The sequence below is a fragment of the Cupriavidus numazuensis genome (assembly GCF_905397435.1).
Classification (GTDB): domain Bacteria; phylum Pseudomonadota; class Gammaproteobacteria; order Burkholderiales; family Burkholderiaceae; genus Cupriavidus; species Cupriavidus numazuensis.
Window position 1 is genome coordinate 1 of record NZ_CAJPVI010000042.1, and the last position, 24,200, is coordinate 24,200.

Here is a 24,200-nt window from a genome sequence, read left to right on the forward strand (position 1 = left end):
GGCCGGGTACATCCGTACCCGGCCGCCGCCCTGTGCGGGATGCAGGCGCTTACCAGCGCGAGTCGTTTTCCCAGGCCTTCATCTCGTCTTCGGCGCGTTCCTTCGTGTAGCCGTAGCGCTCGCGGATGCGGCCGGCGAGCTGGTCGCGCTTGCCGTTGATCTGGGCGATGTCGTCATCGGTGAGCTTGCCCCACTGCTCCTTGATCTTGCCCTTGGCCTGGTCCCACTTGCCTTCGATCTGTTCCCAGTTCATGTGGTGCTCCTTGAGGTCGTCGATGGGTCGGATATTCCGCGATGGTGGCGGATTGCTGGCATCTGTATGTCCGTGCCGGACAGCCAGATTAGCGCGCGTACTTGGCCTTCACGTCAGCCTGGCACTTGTCCTTGCTGTCGCCGGTCATGGCATCGCAACGTTCCTTGTCGGCCTTGTAAGCGGCGTCGGTCGTGTCCTTGCGGGCATCGCGGCGCGCCTCGGCGACATCGGTCCGCGTACCGGTCGCGGCTGCCTTCTCTACCTTGGCTTCACCGAGCGCCTTCTCATGCGCAGTCTTGGCGTCCTTCTTGCACACGTCCTTGTCGTTGCCGGACTTGTCGTCGCACATTTCCTTGGCCACGTCATAGTCGCGGTCGGCCTTGGTCTTCAGGGCTTTGGCGTGCGCCTTCTCCGTACCGTCGCGGGCCGCCTCGGCATCGGCCTTGGCGACATCGCGGTCGCGCTTGGCTTCGGCCTTGCACACGTCCTTGGCATTGCCACTCATGCCATCGCATTTGCCCGTGGCTGCCTTGTAATTGTCGTTGGCCTGCTTGACCGCAGTGTCGTAGTCGGCCTTCGAACCCGTGTGGGTCTGGGCCAGGGCGAAGCCTGCGGGAGCGGCAACCATCATCGAACATACTGCTGCTGACAGCCATTTCTTCATCATGTCGGGCTCCTTCCAAGTGAATGATTGGCGGGATTTGCCGGCATCGCCGACAGCGGGGTACTGCCCGCCGCATGTGTTCAGGTTAGGTTTTGTGCCGTGCGACATGCAGAAGTGGGGTTCCGAAAGGTGCGTCAGAGGATTCCGACAGGACACGCTTCCGGACGCGCGCCCTGGTGCCACGGTCCCCAAAGCAAAAGGCCCGTCCTTGGGGGGACGGGCCTTGTTACATCGGGGAAATCTGGCTTCAGGACGACAGCGAATCCGACAACCGGTTGTTCGGTTCGTCGACTTCCTCGTCCGGCCAGTTCCTTCCGACCATCCATTCATACAGCGTGGGCAGCACGATCAGCGTCAGCATCGTGGCGGTAATCAGGCCGCCGATGATGACGATCGCCAGCGGCCGCTGGGTTTCCGCGCCGATGGCGCGCGAAATCGCCATCGGGAACAGGCCCAGCATGGCCAGCAGCGCCGTCATCAGCACCGTGCGCAACCGGTCCATGGAACCGGTCAGCACGGCCTGGCGCACCGGCATGCCTTCATCGCGCAGCTGGTTGAAGTAGGTCACCATCACCACCCCGTTCAGCACAGCCTGCCCGAACAGCGCGATAAACCCGATGGCCGCCGACACCGACAGCGGAATGCCCGTGAGGAACAGCGCGAACACGCCGCCAATCAGCGCGAACGGAATGTTCGAGATGATCAGCGTGGCGCTCTTGAACGACTTGAACGCATTGAACAGCAGCAGGAAGATCACCAGCACCGACAGCGGCACCACGATCGACAGCCGCGCCATGGCGCGCTCCTGGTTCTCGAACTCGCCCGACCAGCTGATCTTGACGTCTTCGGCATTCACGTTCTTCTTGACCAGGGCCTGCATGTCCTTCACCACGCTGCCCATGTCGCGGTCATGGATGAAGATGCCGATCGACGTCGTGCGCTGGCCGTTTTCGCGGCTGATGTTCATGGCACCGGAGGCGGCACGGAACGTCACCAGCTGCGACAACGGCACCTGCGCGCCATCCGCGGTCTGCATGAAGATGTTCGGCAGGTTCGGCAGCTCGCGCTCCGACGGCTTCAGGCGCACGGCGACGCTGAAGTGCTTTTCACCTTCCCACAACTCCGTGGCAGCCTTGCCGGCCAGCGCCGTTTCCATCAGGTCCTGCACATCGGCCACGTTGATGCCGTAGCGCGCTGCCTGGGCACGATCGAACTCGAGCACGTACTGCGGCAGTTCGCCGTCACGGTCGATGAATGCGCGCATCACGCCCTTGACAGACTGCACATTGGCCAGGATCTGGTCCGCGACCTGCTTGTTGTGCTGCAGGCTGTCGCTCTGCACCTTGATGACGATCTGGCCCTTGATCTGCGAGATCGATTCCAGGATGTTGTCTCGCACCGGCTGCGAGAAATTGGGCTCGATGCCCGGCAGCTGGCGCAGGTTGTGGTTGATCTCCTCGATGATCTTGCGCTTGTCGTAGCCCGCGCGCCATTGCTTGTCGTTCTTCAGGTCGACAAGAATTTCCACGGTGTTGATCAGCTTCGGATCGGTACCGTCATCGGGACGGCCCACCTTGGAAATCGTGGTGTTGACTTCCGGCGTCTTGCGGATCACGCCGCGCAGCTTGCGCGCCTGGTCGCGCGCCTCATCGATCGAAACCGAGGCCGGCAGGTCGAAGCTGACCCACATCGAACCTTCATCGAGTTCGGGCAGGAATTCGCTGCCCAGGAACTTGCCCACGCCCACGGTCGCCACCAGCAGGCCCAGGGCCACGCCGACCACCATCTTCTTGTGGTCCAGCGCCCAGGCCAGCATCGGCTCGTACACCCGCTTGCAGTGGCGCACCACGAAGTTGTCGTCGTGCGCGATGTTCTTCTTCAGCAGCAGGTGGCACAGCAACGGCACCAGGGTCAGCGAGATGATCAGCGAGCCAACCAGCGCACCGGTCACGGTGTAAGCCATCGGCGCGAAGATCTTTCCTTCATGCCGTTGCAGCGTGAAGATCGGGATGTGCGCGGCGATGATGATCACCATCGAAAACACGGTCGGACGGCCGACTTCGGTCGTGGCCTGCAGGATCGCGTAGAGCCGCGCCTTGCTGTCCTGGATCTGCTGTTCCTTCAGTTCGCCGAGGCGCTTGAAGATGTTCTCGACCACGATCACCGCGCCGTCGACGATGATACCGAAGTCCATCGCGCCCAAAGACAGCAGGTTGGCGGGGATGCCGACCCACGTCAGCCCGATGAACGTCGACAGCAGCGCCAGCGGGATCACCAGCGCGACGATGGCCGCCGCGCGCACGTTGGCGAGGAACAGGTACAGCACCGCCATCACCAGCAGCGCGCCTTCGACCAGGTTGCCGAACACCGTGTGCAGCGTCTTGTCGATCAGCGTGGAGCGATCGTAGTACGGCACGATCTTCACGCCCTTTGGCAGGATCTGGTCGTCGAGCAGCTCGATCTTCTTCTTGAGCGCTTCGAGCACCAGCGACGGGTTCTCGCCCTTGCGCATCACCACGATGCCCGAGACGATGTCGTCTTCGTCGTCCTGCCCCATCAAGCCCTGCGGCGGCGCCGCGCCGATCTTCACGTCGGCGATATCCTTGACCAGGATCGGCGTGCCGTTATTCTCGGCCACCACCACGTTGGCAATGTCGGCCGAGGTACGGAAGCTGCCCAGCGAGCGCAGCAGGAACTGCTGGCGGCCGTGCGCCACGGCGCCGCCGCCGGCGTTGGAGTTGGCGCGCTGCAGCGCGGTGAACAGCTGCGACAGCGAGATCTTGGCGTCGCGCATGCGCGCCAGGTTCGGGTTCACCTCATACTGCTTGGTGGTGCCGCCAATGGTTACCAGGTCGGCCACGCCTGGCACCTGGCGCAGGTTCTTCTCGACCACCCAGTCCTGCAACGTGCGCAGCTCCTGCGGGGTGTAGCCCTTGCCGGTCAGGCGGAACCGGTAGATTTCGCCGATTGCCGTGGACAGCGGTGCCAGGTCGGGATGCACGCCGTCCGGCAGGTCCACGCCGCGCAGGCGCTCCAGGATCTGCTGGCGCGCGGTCACGTCGGTGGCCTTGTCGTTGAAGGTCACCATCATGAACGACAGGCCGAACTGCGTGTGCGAGAACACGCGCACCGAGTTCGGCGTGCCGGCCATCGCGGTTTCGATCGGGATGGTCACCTGGCGCTCCACTTCTTCCGCGGCGCGGCCGGGGTAGAGCGTGATGATGTTGACCTGGATGTCGGACACATCCGGGAAGGCCTCGATCGGCAGGTTCTTGAACGCGGCCAGGCCGCCGCCCACAAAGATCAGCAGGCCCAGCCAGACGAACAGCTTCTGGTGCAGGGCAAAATTGACGATACGCGAAATCATCTGGCGGCCGTCCTTATTGCTTGGCCGCAGCGCGCGCGTTGTTGACGGCGGTGGCGTCGCGCAGGATGTCCTGCAGGTAGAGATTGCCTTCGGTCACTACGGTTTCGCCATCCTTGATGCCGTCGACCACCTCGCTGACACCCGGCAACGACACGCCGAGCTTCACCGGGCGGCGCACGAAGGTGTTGGGCGCGGTGCGCACGAAGACATAGTTGCGGTTGTCGGCCAGGAACACGGCCTTGGACGGCACCGCGATACCCTGGAACGACGCCGCCTGCAGCCTGGCCGTCACGAACATCTCGGCCTTGAGCCGGCGGTCGGCGTTGGGCACGGCAAGGCGCACCTTGATGCTGCGCGAAGTCGGGTCGACATAGTCGGCGATCTTCACCACGGTGCCGGGGAAGGTCTCGCCCGGATAGGCGGCAGAGACGAGCTGCACGGTCACGCCGGGCTTGAACAGGCCAAGGTCGGCCTCGCCGGCGTCGACCTGCGCCCACAGCGTGGTCGGATCGGTCACCAGGAACAGCGGCGCCGTAGGCGGCTGATCAGGGCGCAGTTCCATGCCGGGGTTGATGTTGCGCTCCACCACCAGTCCGTCGATCGGGCTGCGCAGCGAGAAGCGGTTGGCACCGTCGCCAGCCGCGCCGCCGTACTGCCGCAGCGCCGCCTGCGTGCGCGCCAGGTCGGCCGCCGTGCGTGCGGCGTCGCCCTGGGCCTGCTCCAGGTCCTTCTGGGCAACCACACCGGCGTCGTACAACTCGCGCTGGCGCGCCAGCGCCTTGGCTGCAACCGAGCTATCGGCGGCGGCCTTGCGCGCGTCGGCCTGGGCCACGCCGAAGTCCGACGAGGTCAGGTTTGCCAGCGGCTGGCCCGCCTTTACCGTAGCGCCCGGCTGGACCAGGATCTCCGTCACGCGGCCGGCAAACGGCGTGGAGACGCGCACGGTCTTGTCTTCGTTCCACCCCAGGCGGCCCGGCAGGTTCAGCATGCGCTGGCCACCGGTGCGGGCGGCTTCGCCAGCGATGCCGGGCAACGTCTTGACGCTCGCCGGGAACTGGACGGTTTCGCCGGTGACCTTGGGTTCATCATCGGCCTTGGGCGCTTCTTCCTTGCCGCAAGCGGCAAGCGCCAGCGCGCACAGGGACAAGGCGGCCACGCGCGCAGGCAAGCCGGCAGGGGACACTCGAAACACTTCGGACAGCAGATTAGGGACGCGGCGCATCGGTACGGACCTGGGAATTCGGGATGGAGCTGACGGGAGTGGTGGTGGACTGCAACGCCGTGCGGTAAGCCGACAGCGCCTTGGCGTAGTCGCCCTGGGCATTGGCGGCGTCGAGCCGGGTCTGGCGCAGCGCGCGGCGCGCGTCGAGCAGGTCGAGCACGCCGCTGGCGCCCTTGGTATAGGCAAATTCGGCGCTTCCCGCTACCGATTCGGCGGCGGGCACGACCGATTCGCGCATCTGCCGCAGCGACAGGCGCGCGGCTTCGAGCTGGTTGCGCAGGCGTTCGACCTCGTTCTGCGCCTCGAGCAGCACGCGGTTGCGATCGTCGAGTGCGGCGTAATAGTCGACCTCGGCGCGGCGCGCCTCGCCGCCGTTACTGTGGCGCACGAACAGCGGAATCGAGACAAAGACGCCGTAGCTGTTGCCACTGCCGTTCGTGTTGGCTTCGGAAATCGGGTAGTGCTCGTATTGCGCGCCCACGGTCACATCGGGCACGCGGCCGGCACGGGCAAGGTCGCGCGCCGAAGCAGCGGCAGCCAGACGGGCCTCGGCTGCGGTCACGTCGGGGCGGCGCTGCGCGATTTCCGGATCGACCGGCGGGGTCGGCTCGTCGAGCGACGGCCAGTCCGCCACGAGGCGGTTGTCGGCCAGCGTGCCCGGCACGCCCATGGCCTGGGCCAGTTGCGCCTTGTCGCGCATATGGTCTGCCATGGCCTGGCGCATGTCGTTCTGCGCGCGCAGGTTGTCGAGCTGGAGCTTGGTCACGTCGGCACGCGACACATCGCCGGCTTTCAGGCGAGTCTCGTTGGCCTGTTGCGTGCGGGTGTAGAGCGCCACCGTCTCGCTCAGCACCTGGACGCGCTCCTGGCTGACCACGGCGTCGTAGAACGCCTGCTCGACGGCGCCGGTCTGCTGGGCCACTACGGCCTGCACGGCCTCGCCGGCCGCGACACTTGCCTTCTGTGCGACGTCTTTGCGCAGGTTGCCCTTGTTTGCAGTCTCGATCAGCTGGTCGACACGGAATGTGGAATCGACCGTCTTGCTGCGCAGGTTCCCGGACCCGACGCCGGCGTGCGGATTGATGTTCTGCACACCCACGCTCAGCACCGGATTCGGGCGCTGCGAAGCGATCTGGATATCCGCCTGGCTCGCTTCCTCGCCGCGGCGCGCGGCAATGATGTCGCGGTTGCAGCGCAGGGCATCCTGACGCGCCTGCGCCAGGGTCAGGGTGGCCTTCGGGGGCGGCGGCATGCAGGGCCCATCGGGCGGCAGCGGCTGGCTGGCCCCATAGGCCAGCGGGGCCGTCAGGCCGGCCACGACCGCCACGATGGCGGCAGCAGTAGCGCTTGAAACAGGAAAATGCACGGTTCGATCTGGCTCGGGTTCGACAACAGTCAAAGGTAAACGACCGTGCCCGCCGATTGGTGCACCGAACTGACGATATTTCGTCGTCTGGCGCGTTCCGGTCGCGTGTTATTCCGCTATCTCCGGGACCTTCGCACGATCTCCCGCCCGCATTCAAACCGAATCGGATTACAAAGCGCTTTCATCCTTGCAAAAAACTACGCTAATTGCTGCGAAAACGCAAAATCAAGGGAAAACCCCAGTAGCTCGGCCAACAGGATGCACCATATGGGTGCATCCGTAACGGTGAGCTCGCTATGCCCTTGCCCGGTCGTCGAGTCCGAGGCTTCGGCCGATGATCTCTTTCATGATCTCGCTGCTGCCCGCATAGATACGGGAGATTCGCGCATCGGTGTACATGCGGCAGATGCGGTACTCCTCCATATAGCCCGCGCCGCCGTGAAACTGAACGCCTTCGTCGACCACACGCCCCTGCAGTTCCGACGTGAGCAGTTTGGCCGAAGCCGCGGTCTCGACCGTCAGCGTGCCGGCGTTGTGCTGGAGCACGCACTGGTCGACGAAGGTCTGTAGCGCGTCGAGCTGTGCACGCAACTCCGCCAGCCTGAAGCGCGAGTCCTGGAACGTGCCGATCGCCCGGCCGAACGCCTTGCGCTCCTTCACGTAATCCAACGTGATATCGAACGCCACCTGAGCCGACGCCATGTAGCCGCAGGCGCCGATCAGCCGCTCCTCGGCCAGGTGGCGCGTCAGGTAGCGGAAGCCCTGCCCGGGCTCGCCGAGCACATTGGCCTTCGGCACCTTGACGTTATCGAAGAAGAGCTCGGAAGTATCTTGCGAATGCAGGCCCATCTTGCGCAGCTTGCGTCCGCGCTCAAACCCGGGCATGTCACGCTCGACGATGAACAGGCCGAGCCCATGGCTGCGTTCCGGATCGGTGCGCGCCACCACGACCACATAGTCGGCGAGTTGCCCGTTCGAGATATAGGTCTTGGCACCATTGAGCAGCCAATGGTCGCCCTTGTCTTCCGCGCGGGTGCGTATGCCGGCCAGATCCGAGCCGGTCTGCGGCTCCGTCATCGCAATGGCGAAGATCTTCTCGCCGCGCGCCGCGGCCGGCAGCAAACGCTGGCGCTGCTCCTCGTTGCCGATGCGGCCGACATAGGGGGCCACAAGCCGCGAATGCAGCGTGCCGAAGAAGCCCGTATCGCCATGGCGCGCGTTTTCTTCGATCAGGATCTGCTCGTAGCGGAAGTCTTCCACGCCGGCGCCGCCGTACTTCTCATCCGCCCACATCAGCAGATAGCCCTGCTCCCCCGCCTTGCGGAACACGTCCCGATCCACGCAACCCTGCTCGCGCCACCGCTCACCGTGCGGACCAACCTCGCGCTGGTAGAAACGGCGCGCGGACTCGCGGAAGCTCTCGTGTTCCGCGTCGAAGATGAGGCGTTGCATAGGTTGTCTCCTTTCTCGTTTTTGGCTGACGGAATCGGACCAGTGTCGGCCTTGAGGCCGTTGTCAGGTTCGTCGGAAAGGATGATTTTGGGTGCGGCGTGCGGCCGCCCCCGGCACGCGGCTAGGCTTCCGCGGCAATCTTGCGAGGGCGTCCGCCGAGCCGCCCGTTGCGCCGGGCCGCAGCAGCCTTTTCTGCGCTGGCACTCGCGCCGCCGCGCTTGCCCAATTCGGCCGCCATCCAGCGCCGCGAGCCCAGAAAGCCTTCGAGCAGCGCCGGCAGGTAGAGGTCAGCGTCGATCCGGGGAAAATGAATGCCCAGCCCGGAAGGACTGATCTGTGCGTCGACAAGATCGGCTGGACGCACGTGTTCGAGGCCTTGCACGGCTGTTGGCGGAAATGCCAGTTCCAGTCCTGTCGACAACGCAATCACTACGCGACCGACGCGACGGTCATAGCGCACGGAGACCACTGCCGGCGTAGCAGCTTTCCGTGCCTCGCCCCGCGCGTTGGCTACGGCAATCTCGGCATCAGTAAGCACCATGGATCGTCCTCCATTCCCTGCACAAGGCAGTCAGGCCGGCACTCAACCCCTCGATGATCCGCACGAGGTCTCTTGCGCCGAAGTGGTAGTTCTCACGCAATTCGGGCGGTCCGGACGGGCAATGCAGGTGAAACACCGCCTCACACCCGTTCCCGATCACATGTACGTGCGCCGGCCGGTGATCATTCGGATAGACGACTACGCGCAGTCCGGATAGCAAGAGAACAGTCGGCATTCGATTGTAGCAAACCTAAACGGCTTGGGTTATTGATTCATAGCGCGATCCTATTCCGCCGCTCCCGATGCCGCCATAAGACATCACCGCTTTCAATGCAAACTTATTGATATGAAACCAACATAACTTTCACTAATCAATCCATCCGCCCGCACCGATACTTAATGCATACAAAACATCGACATGGAGCGGGAAATGGAAGTCACCCTGTGGATTGCCGGAGCGCTCGGCCTGATAGCGCTTGGTGCAACGGTGACGTACCTGATCGGCATGGCCGTGCCGGAGCCGGTATTCGAGCGCGCCCAGCAGCATGGGCGTTATGCCGGTCTGGGTGCAGCGACGCAAAGGCGCCGCGGCGGCGGCAAGCGCATCCGGCGGTTGCGCATCTTGCCGGCCGCGCATCCGGTCCCGCGCCTGGTGCCGGTGCGCGCCTGAGCGCCCCGGCCACCCTTCAAGACAGCGGAAAATCCCAGCGCTGCGACCAGTCCGATTCTTCACGCACGATGTCGTGGAGAATCCGGACCGCGTCGTCCAGGGCTTGTCTCCCTGGCGACCCGGCATGGACGAGGAACACCGGATACGAGAATTCCGATGCGTCCTCGACACGTTCGAGCACGCCACTGTCCAGATAGCTCTGCACAACCCGCGTGCGGAAATACCCGCTGCCGCCATACTGCAGGATGTACTGCAGCGCCAGCGGCCCGAGATTGAAGTACAGCGATGACCTGGCGTACCCTGGCAGCGCGCTGTCATGCTGCCGGCGGAATTCTGGCCCCCAGTCGACATAGACGTAGGGTCCGGCGCGCTGCGTCGAGCGGATCTGGATCAGCTTCTCTTCCATGAGATGCTCGACGTGGAGGCCAGCCGCGTACTCCGGCTGGTAGACCAGCGCGGCGTCCAGGGTGCCCGACTGCAGCTTGCGTTGCAGCTCCGGGCCATCGCCGACTTCGGCGCGCACCGCGTGATCCGGCATCTGCTGGCGCAGGCGCGTGGCCCACAGCAGCACAAGCGGGTTACCCAGGCTGATCTCCGCGCCGAACGTCAGCATGCTGCCGAGCCCGGCGGGCAGCGGCAGGTCGCGGCATGCCGCTTCCCATGTCTGCACGAGCTGGCTGGCGTAGCCAAGAAAGCGCTGGCCATCGGCCGTCAACCTGGCACCCGCCTTGTTGCGGTCGAACAGCCGGCAATTCAGTTGCGATTCCAGGCTCTTGATGCGAGCCGTGACGGCGGTCTGCGTCACATGCAGCTTGTCGGCCGCCGCAAGAAGGCTGCCGGTCCGTACCACTTGCAGGAAGGTGCGGGCAAGTTCGATATCCATGCGAAGCGAAGCGGGCTGGACAGGTGGAGTGCCATGCGCCGCACGGCGGCGTGGCTGCCAACCTTACCATGCCCGGGCGGCGAGCGCGCCACTCACCTCGCGGGGACGGCAGGCACAGGCGCGGCAGTCGTGACGGCACGTACCTGGCCCATCGGCGACGAAACGGCCGGCAGTTCAACACGCGTGACAGCGGCGCGCGGACGCAATGGCGCTACGCCTTCTGCCGGATGCATGGCTTGCCCGTTGTCATAGCCGGTCGCCACGGCCTCGAGATAGCCTGACGGAAACTTCTGCTCGGGCGTGACGGCGGATGGGCCCGGCAAGGTGCCTTGCGCCAGCGCTACGCTGTTCGCGCACATGCCCAACACACGCAGCAGGATCATGGCACGCCGCGCGCGGCGCAGTACGGTACGGGCGCGCGGCTGTGGCTCGGGGGATTCGGTATAGGTGGTCATTGCGGTTCTCCTGGGGAGCCATCGCTCCGGTTGGGACATCGAGCGTTGGCCCGCGCTCGACGCTTATTTCGCAATGACCGTGCCACGGACAGAAAGGGGCCTCCTGCGCGTATTGCGCCACTTGCCGACTGCCAGAAGAACGAACGGCGCCAACAGGCGCCGTCTGGGGTGTTGGCTGCGAGCCAACAAATTCGCTGTGTGATGCCAATACCGGTAGCGAAAGCGATATCGCTACCGGGCCCGCACCATTGGCGGCGGATACCAGCTGCCGCCGCTCACGGCAGCATCAGGTCCATATGTGCGGAACGTCAGGTGGTAATCCTGTCCGCCCGGCGTCGGCAACCAGTTGCCATCCGGCGCGCCGGACGGCTTCTCCGGCGCGAAGTACAGCGTCAGCGAGCCGTCGCTGCCGTACTGCAGGCGCGACTCCTTGTTGAGCAGGTAGCGCTTCTTCGGATTCTCCATCACGCGGAAATTGACCGCATCGACAGCGATGACAGACCAGAAGTACCGCACATGGGCCGCCGGAAGGTCGGCCTTCGGGAAGGTCATCGTGTAGGTATTGGCGCCATTGAGCCGTCCGCCCTCGCCGTCGGTCGCGCCCTGAAAGTACACGACTTCCTGGGCCGTGTTGGCCCAGATGCCAGCAAAGTTGGTCCGTGTGCGGGCTTTGTAGTCGCTCACGTATTGTCCGATGACCATGGGCCGCGCCCACCCGTTGCGAGGCGTCCCGATCTCCGTCGTCAGCGACTGCATGAATTGCGGGATGGCCTTGTCCCGGATCACGCGATCAATGCGTTCGCGCTGGGCCGGATTAGCCGCCACGTCCGCTGCGATCTGGCGCACGCGCGCCTGCAACGGCTCCATGCCCGGATTGATGTCGGGCTCCGAGTCGAGCGCCACGGCGGCCGAATCGAATGCCTCCACGCCCGGCAGCCGCGTATTGGCAAACGCCGGCGTGGCCGGTACCGGATCGATGCGCGGCGTGCCGGTCATGCGGATCTGGATCTGGCGCTGCAGCTGCACCGCCTGCTTGCGGTTCTTGCCGATCTCCACGCGCGCCAGCACCCTCGCCGTCCTGCCAGGCAGGTCAATGCGGCGGACATCGGGCTGCAGCTGTACACTCGCGCCCTTCAGGCACAGCCCATAGCGCGCGGCCGCCCGCTGCGGATAGTTGCGCTCGTTGATGTTGGCAACCGTCTCGCCCCAGCCATTGAGAAACTGCACGGTGTAATAGCGCCCCTTGATCTGCGGCACGCTGAACACCATGCACGTGCGTTCATCCACGCCGATCCACGCTTCGCTGTACACCACGTCGAGATTCGGATTGGCCCAGCTTACGCCGCCGACGTCCCGGTGCAGCATCTCGTTCCACCGGAAGCCCTCCTTCTGGAAATCGACCTGCTCCTGTCGCAATACCAGCAGTCGCCCGAGCAGGTAGACATAGGCATCGGCCACGTTCTGGTCGGCGCTCGTGTTTGCCGGCGGTGCAGGCTCCTGCTTGTGGGCGCACGCAGACAGCAACGCGGCAACCGTGACGGTCAACAGGGCGGCGTGGGGTCGCATGCGCGTCTCCTGGCGGACTCGGGATGCCACAGATTGCGCCAGCTTGTCGCGCTGTGCAATCACTCCGTGCGCCTGGATGTGTGGCGTGGAACACAATCAAGGCCGCAGCCAGGAAAAACGCTCGGCTCGGCGGACTGCCTGCATGGGATTCGGCGCGCATGCGGCCTGGCGGCACGTACCGAAGGAATGTGCCCCCCGCTACCGGTGAGGCAGCAGGGGCAACGGCGCAACAATGCGGATCTGTGGCGCGGGTTACGTAGGCTACGTGGATTAGGCGGGCTTCTCCGCCCACGCCAGCACCGCCGGCATCGGCACGACAAAGTCATTGCCCTTCATATACGACGCAACCGTGCCGCGCAGCACGGCTCGGATCTCGTCGCGCGCCTTGGGACTTTGCGCACGGATGGTGGCCGCGGCGCGCACCGTGCCCTGTGCCAGCGCGTCGAAGAGCTGGTCGGGCGCCGAGAAGCGCCACAGCTGCGGCACCTGCCGGCAGGCTGCGCCAGTGAAGCCGGCGCTCTGCAAGGCGCTGATGCATTGCGACGGATCGCTGAACTGGAAGAAGTTGGGTCCGGCCGGCAGGCCGACATCCATCGACCCATAGGCGCGGATCGCCGCGTACACGGCACCGAAGCCGATCGCTCGTTCGGGCGCGTCCCACACCGTGAAGCCGATGCGCCCGCCGGGACGCAGTACGCGGAATGCCTCGCGCAGCGCCTGGTCGGGATCGGTCAGGTGGCACATGCCGAAACCGTTGACCACGGCGTCGAAGCTGTCTGCATCGAACGGCAGGTCCTGCGCATCGGCCTGTTCGAAGTGCAGGCCTGGATGGGTCTTGCGTGCCAGCTCTACCTGCATGGCAGAGAAATCGATGCCGACCGTGTCCGCGCCGCGCCGGGCCGCCGCAGCGGCAACATAGCCCGCGCCGCTGGCCACATCGAGCACGCGCTGGCCGCTGCCGACGTGCGCGCTGTCGAGCAAGGCATCGACGGATTGCGTGGTGACGACCGTGAGCTGCTCGTGGTACCGGCTGACGACGCCGGGATCTTCCCAGCCGGCCAGCTCGAAATCACGGAAACTCTCCCCCGTGTGATCCATTGCACCCTCCCTTGGCGAAAGTCGCTGCGGGGCGCTGGCCTGCCGCCCTGTCTGACGGGCGCGCCCCCGGGCACGCCGTCACCAGACAGGCGAAGTATAGTCATCACGGGCCCGGCGGTCAGCCACCGCGCAATCGCCTTCCGCGCTGCGCTGCCACACCGCCGGGCAAGGTGGGCGCTATCGCGCGCCGCTCACGCGCCATACGGTATTGCCGACATCGTCCGCCACGAGCAGGCCGCCACGCTTGTCCACCGCAACCCCGACCGGGCGGCCCTGCGCATCGCCGTTCTGGCCGACGAAGCCGGTGAGCACGTCGAACGGCGCGCCGTTGGGACGGCCGTTGTCGAACGGCACGAAGATCACCTTGTATCCGGCCAATGGCTTGCGGTTCCACGAACCGTGCTGGCTCACGAACATGCCATGCTGGAACCGCGCGGGCAGGCTGTTGCCGACGGCCCCGGTCATCCCGAGCGATGCCGTGTGTGCGCCGACCGCATAGTCGGGCACGATCGCCTTGGCCACCATGTCCGGCGCGGGCGGATTGACGCGCGTGTCGACATGCTGGCCGTAGTAGCTGTAAGGCCAGCCATAGAAGCCACCGTCCCTGACCGAGGTGATGTAGTCCGGCACAAGGTCACTGCCGATCTCGTCGCGCTCGTTGACCGAGGTCCAGAGCGCACCGCTGGAAGGTTCCCACGCCATGCCGTTGGGATTGCGCAGGCCGCTCGCGAAGACACGATGCTGCCCGGTCCTGGGATCGACCTCCCAGATGGCCGCGCGCCCGGCTTCCTTGTCGATGCCGTTCTCGCCCACATTGCTGTTCGAACCGACCGTCACGTAGAGCTTGCTGCCATCGGGACTCGCGATGATGTTCTTGGTCCAGTGGTGGTTGATCGGGCCGGCCGGCAGGTCCACCACTTTCTGCGCAGCTGCCGTGATGCTGGTCTGTCCTGGCTGGTACGGAAAGCGCAGCACGGCGTCCGTATCCGCCACGTAGAAATCATTGCCCACCAGCACCATGCCGAACGGCGAGTGCAGGTCCTTCAGGAACACCGAACGCTCGTCGGCCACGCCGTCGCCGTTGGTATCGCGCAGCAGCGTGATGCGGTTGGCGCTGGGGGTACCCGCGCCCGCGCGCTTCTGCATCTGCTTCATGATCCAGCCGCGGATGCCCTTGCCATCATCGGGCTTGGGCGGCGCGTTGGTCTCGGCGACGAGCACGTCGCCGTTGGGCAGTACGTAGACCCAGCGCGGATGATCGAGCTTGTCGGCAAACGCCGCTACGGACATGCCTTCGGCAGCCGTCGGCCGCGCGCCATCGGCCCAGCCTTTGGCGGGTGCGATATGGATTGTCGGAATGGCCGTCTTGTTGGGCGCCGGCAATTGCGGCGTTGGGCCAAAGCCCGCTTCCGACGGAAGCTTTGCCGATTCGCCGCACCCGGCCAGGGCCATGGCGATGGCGACCGCGGCAATGGCGGTCGCCGGCGAACGCGACACGGAAAGACGTGGCTGCGGCATGGTGGAACCTCCGGACAAAGCGGCCTTGCTTTGACTATAGGTGCGCGCCTTGCTCGTCTCTGTCAGCGCGCAAGAAGCGCGCTGTAGGACGTTGACCGACACATGTGCCGAGCCGCCGCGACACCTCAGCCGCGATGCGGCGTGTCGAGGCCCTTGATCACCGCGGGCCGGGCCACGAAGGCTTCGAGCGCGCGCGTCACATGCGGGAAATCGCCGATGCCGACGAGTTCGCCCGCTTCATAGAAACCCACCAGATTGCGCACCCAAGGGAACGTGGCGATGTCGGCGATCGTGTATTGCTCGCCCATGATCCACGGCCGGTCGGCCAGCCGCTGGTTCAGCACGTTGAGCAGGCGGCGGCTCTCGGCCGCATAGCGGTCGCGCGGTCGCTTGTCCTCGTACTCCTTGCCCGCAAACCGGTTGAAGAATCCCACCTGGCCGAACATGGGACCGATGCCGCCCATCTGGAACATGAGCCACTGGATGGTCTCGTAACGTTCCGCGGGATCTGCGGGAATCAGCTTGCCTGACTTGTCGGCCAGGTACAGCAGGATGGCACCCGATTCCCACAGCGGCAACGGCTTTCCGCCGGGCCCGTTGGGATCGATGATGGCCGGGATCTTGTTATTGGGATTCAGCGAAAGGAACTCGGGCGAAAACTGGTCGTTGTGGTCGAAGCGCACGAGGTGCGGCTCGTAGGGAAGCCCGGTTTCTTCCAGCATCGTGGATACCTTCACGCCGTTCGGCGTTGGCAGCGAATAAAGCTGGATGCGGTCGGGATGCTGTGCTGGCCATTTGCTGGCGATGGGAAAGGCGGACAGGTCGGACACAAAAACTCCTGGCAACTGGCGGCACGGCATGAATGCCGCGCCTGAATGCCCGATGATAAACCGACCCTGCCGGCGCTGCAGGCCAGCGCGACAGCAGCCGCTTGCACTTGCCGATCGCGCCCTGCAGATGGTCACGAGTTCGACTTCGATCTCGTCAATGCGCTACACACGCCCACTGCAACCGACAGCACCCTGAGCAAGCCGCCTGCGATTCGCTGATCTTGATGTGCGGCATCTCATGAATGCCTTCTACGCGTTTTTATTGGTCACTGCCAAAGTCCGAGGTGAGACAGCCTGCGACATGGCTCGACACCGGCCCGCTGACAGCGCGCAAGCAGATTGAAAAGCTGATGCGCAAACTGAACGCGTATCACATCGTCGCACTGACCGTTTATGCCGTGCGGCATGGCGTGGTCGCACGATAGCCACGGCAATCAGCGCAAAGCGTCAGAACAAAAGCAGAAGAAGATCGGGAACCCGGCAGAAGAAAGACGACCGGAAAAACGAGAAGAGAAAAAAAAGCGGAGGTGGTGCCCATGGGCAGGATCGAACTGCCGACCTCTCCCTTACCAAGGGAGTGCTCTACCACTGAGCCACATGGGCGACGTCCGGTGCTGGGCACTGGAGCGGGAGACGAGTCTCGAACTCGCGACCTCAACCTTGGCAAGGTTGCGCTCTACCAACTGAGCTACTCCCGCGTTGTTTGGCTCCCCGACCTGGGCTCGAACCAGGGACCTACGGATTAACAGTCCGGCGCTCTACCGACTGAGCTATCGGGGAATCAACGCTTCCTCGTTGAGAGGAGGCCGGATTGTACAACGATTGACCGGCAAGGTGTCAAGCGTTGGCGGAAGATTTTTTGAAGTCTTCGTCACTCCGCGAGAATTGCCTCGCACGCCTCGTCCAGCGTGAGCGCCCCAGGCTGGAGCAGCAGGCAATCGGCAGCGGATTCACTCTCGCCGTCCGGCGCCGCAAGCGGATCGCGCGGCAACAGGCGATGCCGGAGCATGGCGTCGGCCAGCAGGACACGCTTCGCATCGACGCCCGGCCGGGCACCCTCCCACGCCATCAGCACCGCTGCGCTGACGTGATAAAGCGCAGTCGCGGCGCGGCGCACCTCCGCTTCATGCCGGCCCTCCGCGGCCACGGCCTCGGCCAGCGCCACCGCGCGCTCCACGCATTGCCAGAGAGATTGGCGCATGGTTGCCGGCAACTGCGAAGATTGCTCGACGCGTTCTGCCAGCATCACCTTCAGTGCGTGCTGCGCGCCGTCCTTGCGCACGGCACGCTGGATCGCGTCGAGGGCATTGATGTTGCTGGTGCCCTCCCACAGCACGCCGATATGCGCATCGCGCACGAGCCGCGCATTGACGAAGTCCTCGATGTAGCCATTGCCGCCGCGGACTTCCATGGCGCCGGTTGCGACCGTGATGTTGTCGCGGCAGGTGCGCAGCTTGAGCAGCGGCGTCAGCAGCCGCAACGCGTTGCGCGCCGTGTCATCGCCTTCATTGGCCCGGCGCATGGTGTCGGCCGTGGCCATGACCATCGACAGTGCGGCCTCGGTCGGCAGCATCAGCTTCAGCAATTGCCGGCGCAGCAGCGGGTGCTTGATGATTTCCTGCCCGAAGGCGGAGCGATGCCGTGCCGCCTGCATTGCCTCGTTCAGGCAGCGCCGCATCATCGCGGCGGCACGCACCGCATGCGACAAGCGCGACAGGTTGACCTGCTCCATCATCTGCTTGAGGCCCTGGTCGAGCGCGCCGACGGGATAAGCGAGCGCGCCTTCGAGCCGGATTTCGCCGCTGGCCATCGAACGCGTGCCGAGCTTGTCCTTGAGACGGACGATGCGGTACGCATTGCGGCTGCCATCATCGAGCGTGCGTGGCAGTGCGAACAGTGCCAGGCCCTTGGTTCCGGCGGGTGCGCCTTCCGGGCGTGCGAGCAGCAGAGCGATATCGGCGTCAGTGTGGGAGCAGAACCATTTCTCGCCGTACAACCGCCACTGGCCATCCACAAAGCGCGCCGTGGTTTCGACGGCGCCAACGTCGGAGCCACCTGCCTTCTCGGTCATGAACTGCGTGCCTTTCCACAGCACTTCCGGATCGGCCGCGAGCATGCGCGGCAGCAGCTTGCGCTGCAACTCGGGGCTGCCGAACTTGCGGATCAGATGGATCGAGGTGTCCGTCACGCTGATCGGGCACATCTGCCCGAACTCGGATTGCACGAACAGGTACTGGAACGCGTACTTCGCAGTCGACGAGAGCGGCCCTTCGCTGCCGAGCGCGCCGCCGCGATGGCTCATCGCATGGAACTGGAAATCGCCGAACGCAATGTGCTCCATCTCCTGGTAGGCGGGGTGATATTCGATCCAGTCTTCATCTTCACCCCAGCGCGTGCGCGGGTGCAGGACCGGCGGATGTTTGTCTGCAACCGTCGCGAGCGTGTTCAGGCGGCCACCAGCCAACTCGCCCATGCGCTGGAAATGGGGCAGCAGCTGCCGGTGCTCGGACTCCGGCAGATAAAGCGAGAGCAGGTCCTGCAGGCCTCGGTCGAGTGCGAAGAAATCCAGTCCCGCGCAATCCGGCGCGAGGTGCTGTGAGCTTTGGCCGGAGGTGGCGGGACGCGTGGGCGTGTACGCGGTGTAGCGGGCTTGGAAAGTCATGGCAGGCTCTTGCAGTCGTGGATACGGATGAAGCGAGCCATCGGCGCCATCGACGCCGGTGGATGGTGTACGGGGCCGCGCGTGGCGCGGGGACTCAGATCACGCCGGCGGTGCGCAGCCGGCCCAGTTCCGAAGCATCCATGCCGAGGTACTCGCCCAGGACAGCCTCGGTGTGCTCGCCAAGCACAGGGGGACCGACGCGATGGTCCAGCGGCGAAGCCGAGAACCGCATCGGACTCGCAATGGCCGGACAGGTCCCGCCACCCGACAGTGGCAGGTCCACCCGGATGCCGCGCTCGCGAACCTGCGGATCGGCGAAGGTCTGGCTGAAATCGTTGATCGGCCCGCATGGCACGCCGGCAGCTTCCAGCCGCTCCAGCCAAGCCGCTGTGGTGTCGGCACGCATGATCTCCATCAGCATCGGCAGCAGCACGTCGCGGTTGACCAGCCTGCCGGTGACTTTGGCGAAGCGGTCGTCCGACGCAAGCTCGGGCCGGCCGATGGCATCGCAGTACGCCGCGAACTGGCCGTCATTGCCGACCGCCACCACAAGCTGCCCGTCCTGGCTGTCGAACACCTGGTATGGCACCGCGTTGGGATGCGCATTGCCGTAGCGGCGCGGCAGCTTGCCCGACACCAGATAGTTCACGGCCTGGTTGCTGCCGAAGGCCAGGATGCAATCCAGCAAGGCCATGTCGATATGCTGACCCTGTCCGCTGCGCTCGCGCCACGCCAGCGCGGCGGTGATCGCCAGGCTCGAGTACATGCCGGTGGTGATATCGGCGACTGCGATCCCCACTTTCTGCGGGCCGCCGCCGGGCAGGTCGTCGCGCTCGCCGGTGATGCTCATCAGGCCGCCCATGCCCTGGAACACGAAGTCGTACCCGGGGCGGTGACGGTAGGGCCCGGTCTGGCCGAAGCCGGTGATGGAACAGTAGATCAGCTTCGGATTCGCTTCGCGGAGGTCTTCGTAACCGAGCCCGTAGCGGGCCAGCGTGCCGACTTTGTAGTTTTCCACCAGCACGTCCGACTCCGCCGCCAGGCGCCGGATGATCGCCTGCCCGTCTTCGGTCGCGAGATCCACGGTGATCGACTTCTTGCCACGATTGGTCGAGGCGTAGTAGCCCGAATCGTCACCGTCGTCGCCTGCCGCGTCGGGCAGCCACGGCGGGCCCCAGCCGCGCGTTTCATCGCCACTGCCAGGGCGTTCGACCTTGATGACCTCCGCACCGAGGTCAGCGAGGTTCTGCGTGCACCAAGGACCCGCCAGCACACGGGTGAGATCGAGCACGCGAATATGGGAAAGCGGTTTGCTCATGATGTCGTGGAGTGAAGGAAACTCAGTCGGCACGAATGTGCGAAGCAGCGATGACCTTGCCGTAGCGCGCGGTTTCATCGCGAATGTAGGTGCCGAACGCGTCGAGGTAGTAGCCGACGGGCTCCGCGCCGCTGCGCAGCAAGGTCTTCTGCACGTCGGGATCCGCGACGATGCGCTCGATCTCGCCAGCCAGCTTCTTCACGATCGGACGCGGCGTCGCGGCCGGCGCCATCAGGCCAACCCACGCCGACATCTCGAGCCCGCTGTAGCCAAGCTCCGCCGTGGTCGGCACATCGGGCAGCACAGCTGAGCGCTTGCTGTTCATCACCGCGAGCGCGCGCAGCTTGCCCGCCGAGATTTGCGGCAAGCCGGTGAAGGCCGGCTCGAACGTCATGGACACTTCATCGGCCATGACGGCGGCCTTGGCGGGCGCACTGCCCTTGTACGGGACGTGCAGCAGATCGACATTGGCGCGCACCCGCAGCATTTCGCCCGCGAGATGCGCCGAGGAGCCATTGCCATACGACGCATAGCTCAGGCTTCCTGGCTTGGCGCGGCCGAGTTGCACCAGTTCGCCCAGCGTCTTCGCCGGCACGGACGGGTGTACAACGATCACGCTCGGCGCAGTCGCGACGAGCGCAATCGGCGCGAAGCTCTTGCCCGGGTCATAGGGCAGCTTGGGATACAGCCACGGGTTGATCGTCAGCGTGGTGTTGGTCGCCGCCAGCAGCGTGTAGCCATCCGGCTTCGCGCTGGCCGCGAGATCGGCGCCCACGATGGTGGCCGCGCCCGGCCGGTTCTCCACGACGACCGGCTGGCCGAGCCGTTCGCCGAGCTTCTGCCCGACCACGCGCGCCACCACGTCAGTCATGCCGCCCGCGGCATACGGCACGATGATGCGAATCGCTTGGGTGGGGTATTCCTGCGCATGCGCGCCGGCGGCCATGAAGGCGGCGGCGCCGAGGGCGGCAACAGCTTTGCTAACCATGGTTGTCTCCTTGGCTACTGCTGGTTTTGTAGTCTTCTGGCCTGCGGTCTTCTGCCGCATGGCGGTATTTCAGCAGCCATTCTTGGCGTCTCGAGTTTTCTAGTCCAATATATTTTTTTGTCCCATTCATACAGAGATTGAATCAATCCCGAACATCGACATGGACCTCAGACAATTGCGTTATTTCGTCGCGGTTGCGGAAGAACTGCACTTCGGACGCGCGGCGGCTCGTCTCGCCATTACGCAGCCGCCGCTGAGCTTCAATATCCGGCAGCTGGAAGCGTCGCTGGGACTGGAACTGCTGCGACGCAGCACGCGCGAAGTGGCATTGACCCCCGCCGGCAAGGTGATCTACGTGGAAGCACTCAAGATCCTTGCGCTCACGCGCGATGCCGAAAACCTGGCCGGCCGCGTCGCCCGCGGCGAACAGGGCTCGGTCCGCATTGGCTGCCTTGGATCGTCATTGCTGACCGGCCTGGCTGGCGTAATCCGCGAATTCGGCGCGGCGCGCCCGGAGGTGGAGGTGGTCGTGCAAGAGCTGAACACCTTCGAGCAGATCGATGCGCTGCAGCGCAACCAGATCGACATCGGCATCATCCATCCGCGCGTGATTCCGTCGGGCGTGTCATCGCGGCTGCTGCATACGGAGAGCTTCGTGTGCGTATTGCCGGCCGATCATCCGCTGGCGAACAGCGACGCAATCGACCTGCGACAACTGCGCGATGAGGACTTCGTGCTGTTCCCTCGCCATTTCGCACCCGAACACTACGATCAGGTCGTCGCGTTATGCGCCAGTGCCGGATTCACGCCGAATATCCGGCACAAGGTGCGCCACATGCTGACCATTGCCACGCTGGTCGCGCAGAAGTTCGGTGTCGCGCTGCTTCCGGCTTCGGTTCAGGTAGTGCAGTTCCCCAATCTGGTCAGCAGACCGATCGTGCGCGCCGGAAAGCCGTCCGAACTGCATGGCATCTGGCGCAGCGACGAGCAATCGCCCGTGGTGCTGGCCTTGCTCGCCGCACTTGCCGCGAGCGCCACAACGGCCACCGCCGCGCCGCCTAAAAGACGACGCAACCGCACGGCCGCATGACGGTCCTCGCCCAGCGCTACACTGAGCCATGACGTACCCGGAGCCCAACCCCATGCCAACCCTTCGCACCCTCTACCCTGCCATCGAACCGTATGCCACCGGCACGCTTGATGTCGGCGACGGCCACGTGATCCACTACGAGCGCGTCGGCACGCCCGGCGCCAAGCCTGCCGTATTCCTGCACGGCGGACCCGGCGGCGGCATCAGCGCCGATCATCGCCGGCTGTTCGATCCCGCGCGCTACGACGTGCTGCTGTTCGACCAGCGTGGCTGCGGCCGCTCCACGCCGCATGCGGGGCTGGAGGCCAACACCACGTGGCATCTCGTCGACGATATCGAGCGTCTGCGCGAACTCGCGGGTGTCGAGCGCTGGCTGGTATTCGGCGGCTCATGGGGCTCGACGCTGGCGCTCGCCTACGCGCAGAAGTATCCGCAGCGTGCGAGCGAACTCGTGCTGCGCGGCATCTACACGGTCTCGCAAGCGGAACTGGACTGGTACTACCAGTTCGGCGTGTCGGAGATGTTCCCCGAGAAGTGGGCGCGCTTCCAGGCGCCCGTACCGGAAGCGGAACGCGGCAACATGATGGCCGCCTACCGCAAGCTGCTGACCGGCGACGATGAGGCAAAGCAACTGGAAGCGGCTCGCGCGTGGAGCGTCTGGGAAGGGGAGACCATCACCCTGCTGCCTGACGCGGACAACAGCACCAAGCACGATGATCCGCATTTCGCGCTAGCGTTCGCACGGCTGGAGAACCACTACTTCACGCACCGCGGGTGGCTGGAAGACGGGCAGTTGCTGCGCGACGCGCACCGCCTGGCGGGGATACCCGGCGTGATCGTGCACGGCCGCTACGATATGCCCTGCCCCGCGCGCTATGCGTTCGCGTTGCACCAGGCCTGGCCCGACGCCGACTTCCATCTGATCGAGGGCGCCGGGCATGCGTGGACCGAACCGGGCATCCTGGATCAGTTGATTCGGGCGACGGACCGGTTCGCGCAGCGGCAACGGTAGCGGTAAGCGATACGTCGGGCGCCCATCTGTGCAGACCTTCAGTCCCGGTCCGGCGCTCCGGGCGGGAACAGCTTGCGGTACGGACGGGCCTCGTCCACCGCGCGTGCAAACGCAGGCCGTGCCAGCAGCCGGCTGCGGTAAGCGCGCGCGTTGGTCAGGGCCGGGGCGATGGGATGCACCCAGTCGGCATAGAACAGGGCTGGTGCCGCCGCGCAATCCGCAAGGCTGAAGGCACCGGCCGCAGCCCATTCGCGCCCGGCCATGGCACGGTCGAGCCACTGATATGAACGGTCCAGCAATTGCCTGGCGTCGGCCACGCCTGCCGCATCGCGCTGCTCGGGCGCGCGGATGTAGTCGAACACGATGCGCTGCATCGGCGTCATGACGTAGTTGTCGAAGAAGCGGTCCATCATGCGGACTTCGAGCGCGTCGTCCGGGTCCTGCGGAATCCAGCGCACGGGACCGCGATGGTGGATGTCCAGGTACTCGATGATGATGGTCGACTCGACCACGGTGCGCCCCGCATCAACCAGCACCGGCATGCGTTGCATTGGCCAGAGCGCGGCATGCTCGGCCAGCGTGTCGGGATGCTCCGGCGACAGCATCCGAAAGTCGAACGGCGTGCCGTTCTCATACAGGGCAATCAGCGCCTTCTGGCAGTACGAGGAAAACGGGTGCGCATACAGCAGCATGGTTACCTCCGGGGGTGACAGCGGGCAAAGTAACTGGCAGGGGCTCCGGCTCAGAACACGCCGAGCGCAAGGCCGGCCGCGAGACCCGCGCCGACTTCCGCGCAGCGCTCCAGATCGTCGGCGCCGATATGCTTGGGCGCCAGGATGCGCTCCGGCGTCTGCGCGTGCGTGCAGACGATCAAACCGGGCGCCACGCTTTTCAGGCGCCAGCCGGTCGCGATGCGGTCGATCTGCCGCAGGGCGTTCTGCCCGTCGCTGCCCGCGCAGATCATGGCGGCGTAAGGACGCCCGTTCACGCGATCGAGCGCGGCGTAGTAGCAACGGTCGAAGAAATCCTTCATCAGGCCCGACATCGCGGCCAGGTTCTCCGGCGTCGCGAACAAGTAGCCGTCGGCGGCCAGTACATCATCCGGTCCGGCATCGACCGCACGCAGCAGCCTGACCGTGACGTCGGGCTGCTGGCGTGCCGCGTCGGCCGCGGCCTGGGCCATTTGGGCGGTACCGCCGGTCATGGTGTGATAGACGATCAGCAGGGTCTTCATTCGTACACGCT

23 protein-coding genes and 3 tRNA genes are annotated in these 24,200 nt (G+C 65.1%); 4 read left to right on the top strand and 22 right to left on the bottom strand.

The annotated features are described in order from the left end of the window. Window positions 1-49 precede the first annotated feature (49 nt). From KHO41_RS28020 to KHO41_RS41975, 8 genes are all read right to left on the bottom strand, one after another. Complete coding sequence (locus KHO41_RS28020) at window positions 50-253, bottom strand: CsbD family protein (protein ID WP_211956510.1); 204 nt, start codon at window positions 251-253, stop codon at window positions 50-52. Between the two features lie 88 nt (window positions 254-341). Further along, window positions 342-920: a hypothetical protein gene (locus KHO41_RS28025; protein ID WP_211956511.1), complete on the bottom strand. Its 579-nt coding sequence runs from the start codon at window positions 918-920 to the stop codon at window positions 342-344. Between the two features lie 244 nt (window positions 921-1,164). Then, a complete protein-coding gene (locus tag KHO41_RS28030; protein ID WP_211956512.1) occupies window positions 1,165-4,284 on the bottom strand; it encodes an efflux RND transporter permease subunit in 3,120 nt (1,039 codons plus the stop codon). Window positions 4,285-4,297: 13 nt separating this feature from the next. Then, a complete protein-coding gene (locus KHO41_RS28035) occupies window positions 4,298-5,506 on the bottom strand; it encodes an efflux RND transporter periplasmic adaptor subunit (protein WP_211956513.1) in 1,209 nt (402 codons plus the stop codon). Next, window positions 5,490-6,758 carry a TolC family protein gene (locus KHO41_RS28040; protein WP_211956578.1) on the bottom strand — a complete coding sequence of 423 codons (1,269 nt, stop codon included), beginning with the start codon at window positions 6,756-6,758 and terminating at the stop codon, window positions 5,490-5,492. Before KHO41_RS28040 ends, KHO41_RS28035 begins: the two co-directional genes overlap by 17 nt. A 408-nt stretch (window positions 6,759-7,166) precedes the next feature. Continuing rightward, window positions 7,167-8,324: an acyl-CoA dehydrogenase family protein gene (locus tag KHO41_RS28045; RefSeq protein ID WP_211956514.1), complete on the bottom strand. Its 1,158-nt coding sequence runs from the start codon at window positions 8,322-8,324 to the stop codon at window positions 7,167-7,169. Window positions 8,325-8,445: 121 nt separating this feature from the next. Beyond that, entirely contained in the window at window positions 8,446-8,865 is a 420-nt protein-coding gene (locus KHO41_RS28050) for a DUF2442 domain-containing protein (RefSeq protein WP_211956515.1), read from the bottom strand. Then, window positions 8,852-9,100, bottom strand: a complete 249-nt coding sequence (locus KHO41_RS41975) for a DUF4160 domain-containing protein (RefSeq protein ID WP_211956516.1) — start codon at window positions 9,098-9,100, stop codon at window positions 8,852-8,854. Before KHO41_RS41975 ends, KHO41_RS28050 begins: the two co-directional genes overlap by 14 nt. 195 nt (window positions 9,101-9,295) lie before the next feature. Between KHO41_RS41975 and KHO41_RS28060 the strand changes: the two genes are divergently transcribed. Further along, window positions 9,296-9,535 (top strand): hypothetical protein, encoded by a 240-nt coding sequence (locus tag KHO41_RS28060; RefSeq protein WP_211956517.1) that lies wholly within the window; start codon window positions 9,296-9,298, stop codon window positions 9,533-9,535. A 16-nt stretch (window positions 9,536-9,551) separates the two neighbouring features. On the opposite strand, the gene KHO41_RS28065 is transcribed toward KHO41_RS28060, so the two are convergent. The 6 genes from KHO41_RS28065 to KHO41_RS28090 form a co-directional block, all read right to left on the bottom strand. Continuing rightward, on the bottom strand, window positions 9,552-10,418 hold the full coding sequence (locus tag KHO41_RS28065; RefSeq protein WP_211956518.1) for a LysR family transcriptional regulator: 867 nt from the start codon (window positions 10,416-10,418) through the stop codon (window positions 9,552-9,554). A gap of 92 nt (window positions 10,419-10,510) precedes the next feature. Further along, window positions 10,511-10,873, bottom strand: a complete 363-nt coding sequence (locus tag KHO41_RS28070; RefSeq protein WP_211956519.1) for a hypothetical protein — start codon at window positions 10,871-10,873, stop codon at window positions 10,511-10,513. A gap of 231 nt (window positions 10,874-11,104) precedes the next feature. Beyond that, a complete protein-coding gene (locus KHO41_RS28075) occupies window positions 11,105-12,439 on the bottom strand; it encodes a DUF1214 domain-containing protein (protein ID WP_211956520.1) in 1,335 nt (444 codons plus the stop codon). 270 nt (window positions 12,440-12,709) lie between these two features. Continuing rightward, window positions 12,710-13,537: a class I SAM-dependent methyltransferase gene (locus KHO41_RS28080; RefSeq protein ID WP_211956521.1), complete on the bottom strand. Its 828-nt coding sequence runs from the start codon at window positions 13,535-13,537 to the stop codon at window positions 12,710-12,712. 177 nt (window positions 13,538-13,714) lie between these two features. Continuing rightward, window positions 13,715-15,055 carry a PQQ-dependent sugar dehydrogenase gene (locus tag KHO41_RS28085; protein ID WP_211956522.1) on the bottom strand — a complete coding sequence of 447 codons (1,341 nt, stop codon included), beginning with the start codon at window positions 15,053-15,055 and terminating at the stop codon, window positions 13,715-13,717. Between the two features lie 125 nt (window positions 15,056-15,180). Then, window positions 15,181-15,885, bottom strand: a complete 705-nt coding sequence (locus tag KHO41_RS28090; protein WP_211956523.1) for a glutathione S-transferase N-terminal domain-containing protein — start codon at window positions 15,883-15,885, stop codon at window positions 15,181-15,183. A 284-nt stretch (window positions 15,886-16,169) separates the two neighbouring features. Here KHO41_RS28090 and KHO41_RS28095 point away from each other — a divergent pair, with 284 nt between their 5' ends. Then, the gene (locus KHO41_RS28095) at window positions 16,170-16,310 is read left to right on the top strand and encodes a hypothetical protein (RefSeq protein WP_211956524.1); all 141 of its coding nucleotides are present in this window, start codon (window positions 16,170-16,172) and stop codon (window positions 16,308-16,310) included. A gap of 103 nt (window positions 16,311-16,413) precedes the next feature. Here KHO41_RS28095 and KHO41_RS28100 read toward each other — a convergent pair. The 6 genes from KHO41_RS28100 to KHO41_RS28125 all read right to left on the bottom strand — a co-directional run bounded on the left by KHO41_RS28100 (window position 16,414) and on the right by KHO41_RS28125 (window position 20,853). Beyond that, a tRNA-Thr gene (locus KHO41_RS28100) sits at window positions 16,414-16,488 on the bottom strand. 19 nt (window positions 16,489-16,507) lie between these two features. Further along, a tRNA-Gly gene (locus KHO41_RS28105) sits at window positions 16,508-16,583 on the bottom strand. A 6-nt stretch (window positions 16,584-16,589) separates the two neighbouring features. After that, window positions 16,590-16,665: transfer RNA gene (locus KHO41_RS28110), tRNA-Asn, on the bottom strand. Window positions 16,666-16,756: 91 nt separating this feature from the next. Then, complete coding sequence (locus KHO41_RS28115; RefSeq protein ID WP_211956525.1) at window positions 16,757-18,547, bottom strand: acyl-CoA dehydrogenase family protein; 1,791 nt, start codon at window positions 18,545-18,547, stop codon at window positions 16,757-16,759. Window positions 18,548-18,641: 94 nt separating this feature from the next. After that, complete coding sequence (locus KHO41_RS28120) at window positions 18,642-19,865, bottom strand: CaiB/BaiF CoA transferase family protein (protein WP_211956526.1); 1,224 nt, start codon at window positions 19,863-19,865, stop codon at window positions 18,642-18,644. A gap of 22 nt (window positions 19,866-19,887) precedes the next feature. Further along, complete coding sequence (locus KHO41_RS28125; protein WP_211956527.1) at window positions 19,888-20,853, bottom strand: Bug family tripartite tricarboxylate transporter substrate binding protein; 966 nt, start codon at window positions 20,851-20,853, stop codon at window positions 19,888-19,890. A gap of 160 nt (window positions 20,854-21,013) precedes the next feature. Between KHO41_RS28125 and KHO41_RS28130 the strand changes: the two genes are divergently transcribed. Together KHO41_RS28130 and pip are read left to right on the top strand one after the other, a co-directional pair. Beyond that, the gene (locus KHO41_RS28130; RefSeq protein WP_211956528.1) at window positions 21,014-21,943 is read left to right on the top strand and encodes a LysR family transcriptional regulator; all 930 of its coding nucleotides are present in this window, start codon (window positions 21,014-21,016) and stop codon (window positions 21,941-21,943) included. Window positions 21,944-21,995: 52 nt separating this feature from the next. Then, window positions 21,996-22,955: a prolyl aminopeptidase gene (gene pip, locus KHO41_RS28135; RefSeq protein ID WP_211956529.1), complete on the top strand. Its 960-nt coding sequence runs from the start codon at window positions 21,996-21,998 to the stop codon at window positions 22,953-22,955. Window positions 22,956-22,993: 38 nt separating this feature from the next. Here the strand turns inward: pip and KHO41_RS28140 are convergent, their stop codons facing one another. Both KHO41_RS28140 and KHO41_RS28145 read right to left on the bottom strand, forming a co-directional pair. Beyond that, window positions 22,994-23,647, bottom strand: a complete 654-nt coding sequence (locus tag KHO41_RS28140) for a glutathione S-transferase family protein (RefSeq protein WP_211956530.1) — start codon at window positions 23,645-23,647, stop codon at window positions 22,994-22,996. A 50-nt stretch (window positions 23,648-23,697) separates the two neighbouring features. Further along, complete coding sequence (locus KHO41_RS28145; RefSeq protein WP_211956531.1) at window positions 23,698-24,189, bottom strand: flavodoxin family protein; 492 nt, start codon at window positions 24,187-24,189, stop codon at window positions 23,698-23,700. Between the last annotated feature and the right edge of the window lie 11 nt (window positions 24,190-24,200).

Excerpts from the sequence above, each read along its gene's own strand:
- KHO41_RS28030 (WP_211956512.1), bottom strand. The coding sequence starts at position 4,284 with ATGATTTCGCGTATCGTCAATTTTGCCCTGCACCAGAAGCTGTTCGTC.
- KHO41_RS28045 (WP_211956514.1), bottom strand. The coding sequence starts at position 8,324 with ATGCAACGCCTCATCTTCGACGCGGAACACGAGAGCTTCCGCGAGTCC.
- KHO41_RS28120 (WP_211956526.1), bottom strand. The coding sequence starts at position 19,865 with ATGAGCAAACCGCTTTCCCATATTCGCGTGCTCGATCTCACCCGTGTG.
- KHO41_RS28115 (WP_211956525.1), bottom strand. The coding sequence starts at position 18,547 with ATGACTTTCCAAGCCCGCTACACCGCGTACACGCCCACGCGTCCCGCC.
- KHO41_RS28075 (WP_211956520.1), bottom strand. The coding sequence starts at position 12,439 with ATGCGACCCCACGCCGCCCTGTTGACCGTCACGGTTGCCGCGTTGCTG.
- KHO41_RS28020 (WP_211956510.1), bottom strand. The coding sequence starts at position 253 with ATGAACTGGGAACAGATCGAAGGCAAGTGGGACCAGGCCAAGGGCAAG.
- KHO41_RS28035 (WP_211956513.1), bottom strand. The coding sequence starts at position 5,506 with ATGCGCCGCGTCCCTAATCTGCTGTCCGAAGTGTTTCGAGTGTCCCCT.
- KHO41_RS28140 (WP_211956530.1), bottom strand. The coding sequence starts at position 23,647 with ATGCTGCTGTATGCGCACCCGTTTTCCTCGTACTGCCAGAAGGCGCTG.
- KHO41_RS28060 (WP_211956517.1), top strand. The coding sequence starts at position 9,296 with ATGGAAGTCACCCTGTGGATTGCCGGAGCGCTCGGCCTGATAGCGCTT.
- KHO41_RS28065 (WP_211956518.1), bottom strand. The coding sequence starts at position 10,418 with ATGGATATCGAACTTGCCCGCACCTTCCTGCAAGTGGTACGGACCGGC.
- pip (WP_211956529.1), top strand. The coding sequence starts at position 21,996 with ATGCCAACCCTTCGCACCCTCTACCCTGCCATCGAACCGTATGCCACC.
- KHO41_RS28040 (WP_211956578.1), bottom strand. The coding sequence starts at position 6,758 with ATGCCGCCGCCCCCGAAGGCCACCCTGACCCTGGCGCAGGCGCGTCAG.
- KHO41_RS41975 (WP_211956516.1), bottom strand. The coding sequence starts at position 9,100 with ATGCCGACTGTTCTCTTGCTATCCGGACTGCGCGTAGTCGTCTATCCG.
- KHO41_RS28130 (WP_211956528.1), top strand. The coding sequence starts at position 21,014 with ATGGACCTCAGACAATTGCGTTATTTCGTCGCGGTTGCGGAAGAACTG.
- KHO41_RS28080 (WP_211956521.1), bottom strand. The coding sequence starts at position 13,537 with ATGGATCACACGGGGGAGAGTTTCCGTGATTTCGAGCTGGCCGGCTGG.
- KHO41_RS28070 (WP_211956519.1), bottom strand. The coding sequence starts at position 10,873 with ATGACCACCTATACCGAATCCCCCGAGCCACAGCCGCGCGCCCGTACC.
- KHO41_RS28145 (WP_211956531.1), bottom strand. The coding sequence starts at position 24,189 with ATGAAGACCCTGCTGATCGTCTATCACACCATGACCGGCGGTACCGCC.
- KHO41_RS28085 (WP_211956522.1), bottom strand. The coding sequence starts at position 15,055 with ATGCCGCAGCCACGTCTTTCCGTGTCGCGTTCGCCGGCGACCGCCATT.
- KHO41_RS28050 (WP_211956515.1), bottom strand. The coding sequence starts at position 8,865 with ATGGTGCTTACTGATGCCGAGATTGCCGTAGCCAACGCGCGGGGCGAG.
- KHO41_RS28025 (WP_211956511.1), bottom strand. The coding sequence starts at position 920 with ATGATGAAGAAATGGCTGTCAGCAGCAGTATGTTCGATGATGGTTGCC.
- KHO41_RS28125 (WP_211956527.1), bottom strand. The coding sequence starts at position 20,853 with ATGGTTAGCAAAGCTGTTGCCGCCCTCGGCGCCGCCGCCTTCATGGCC.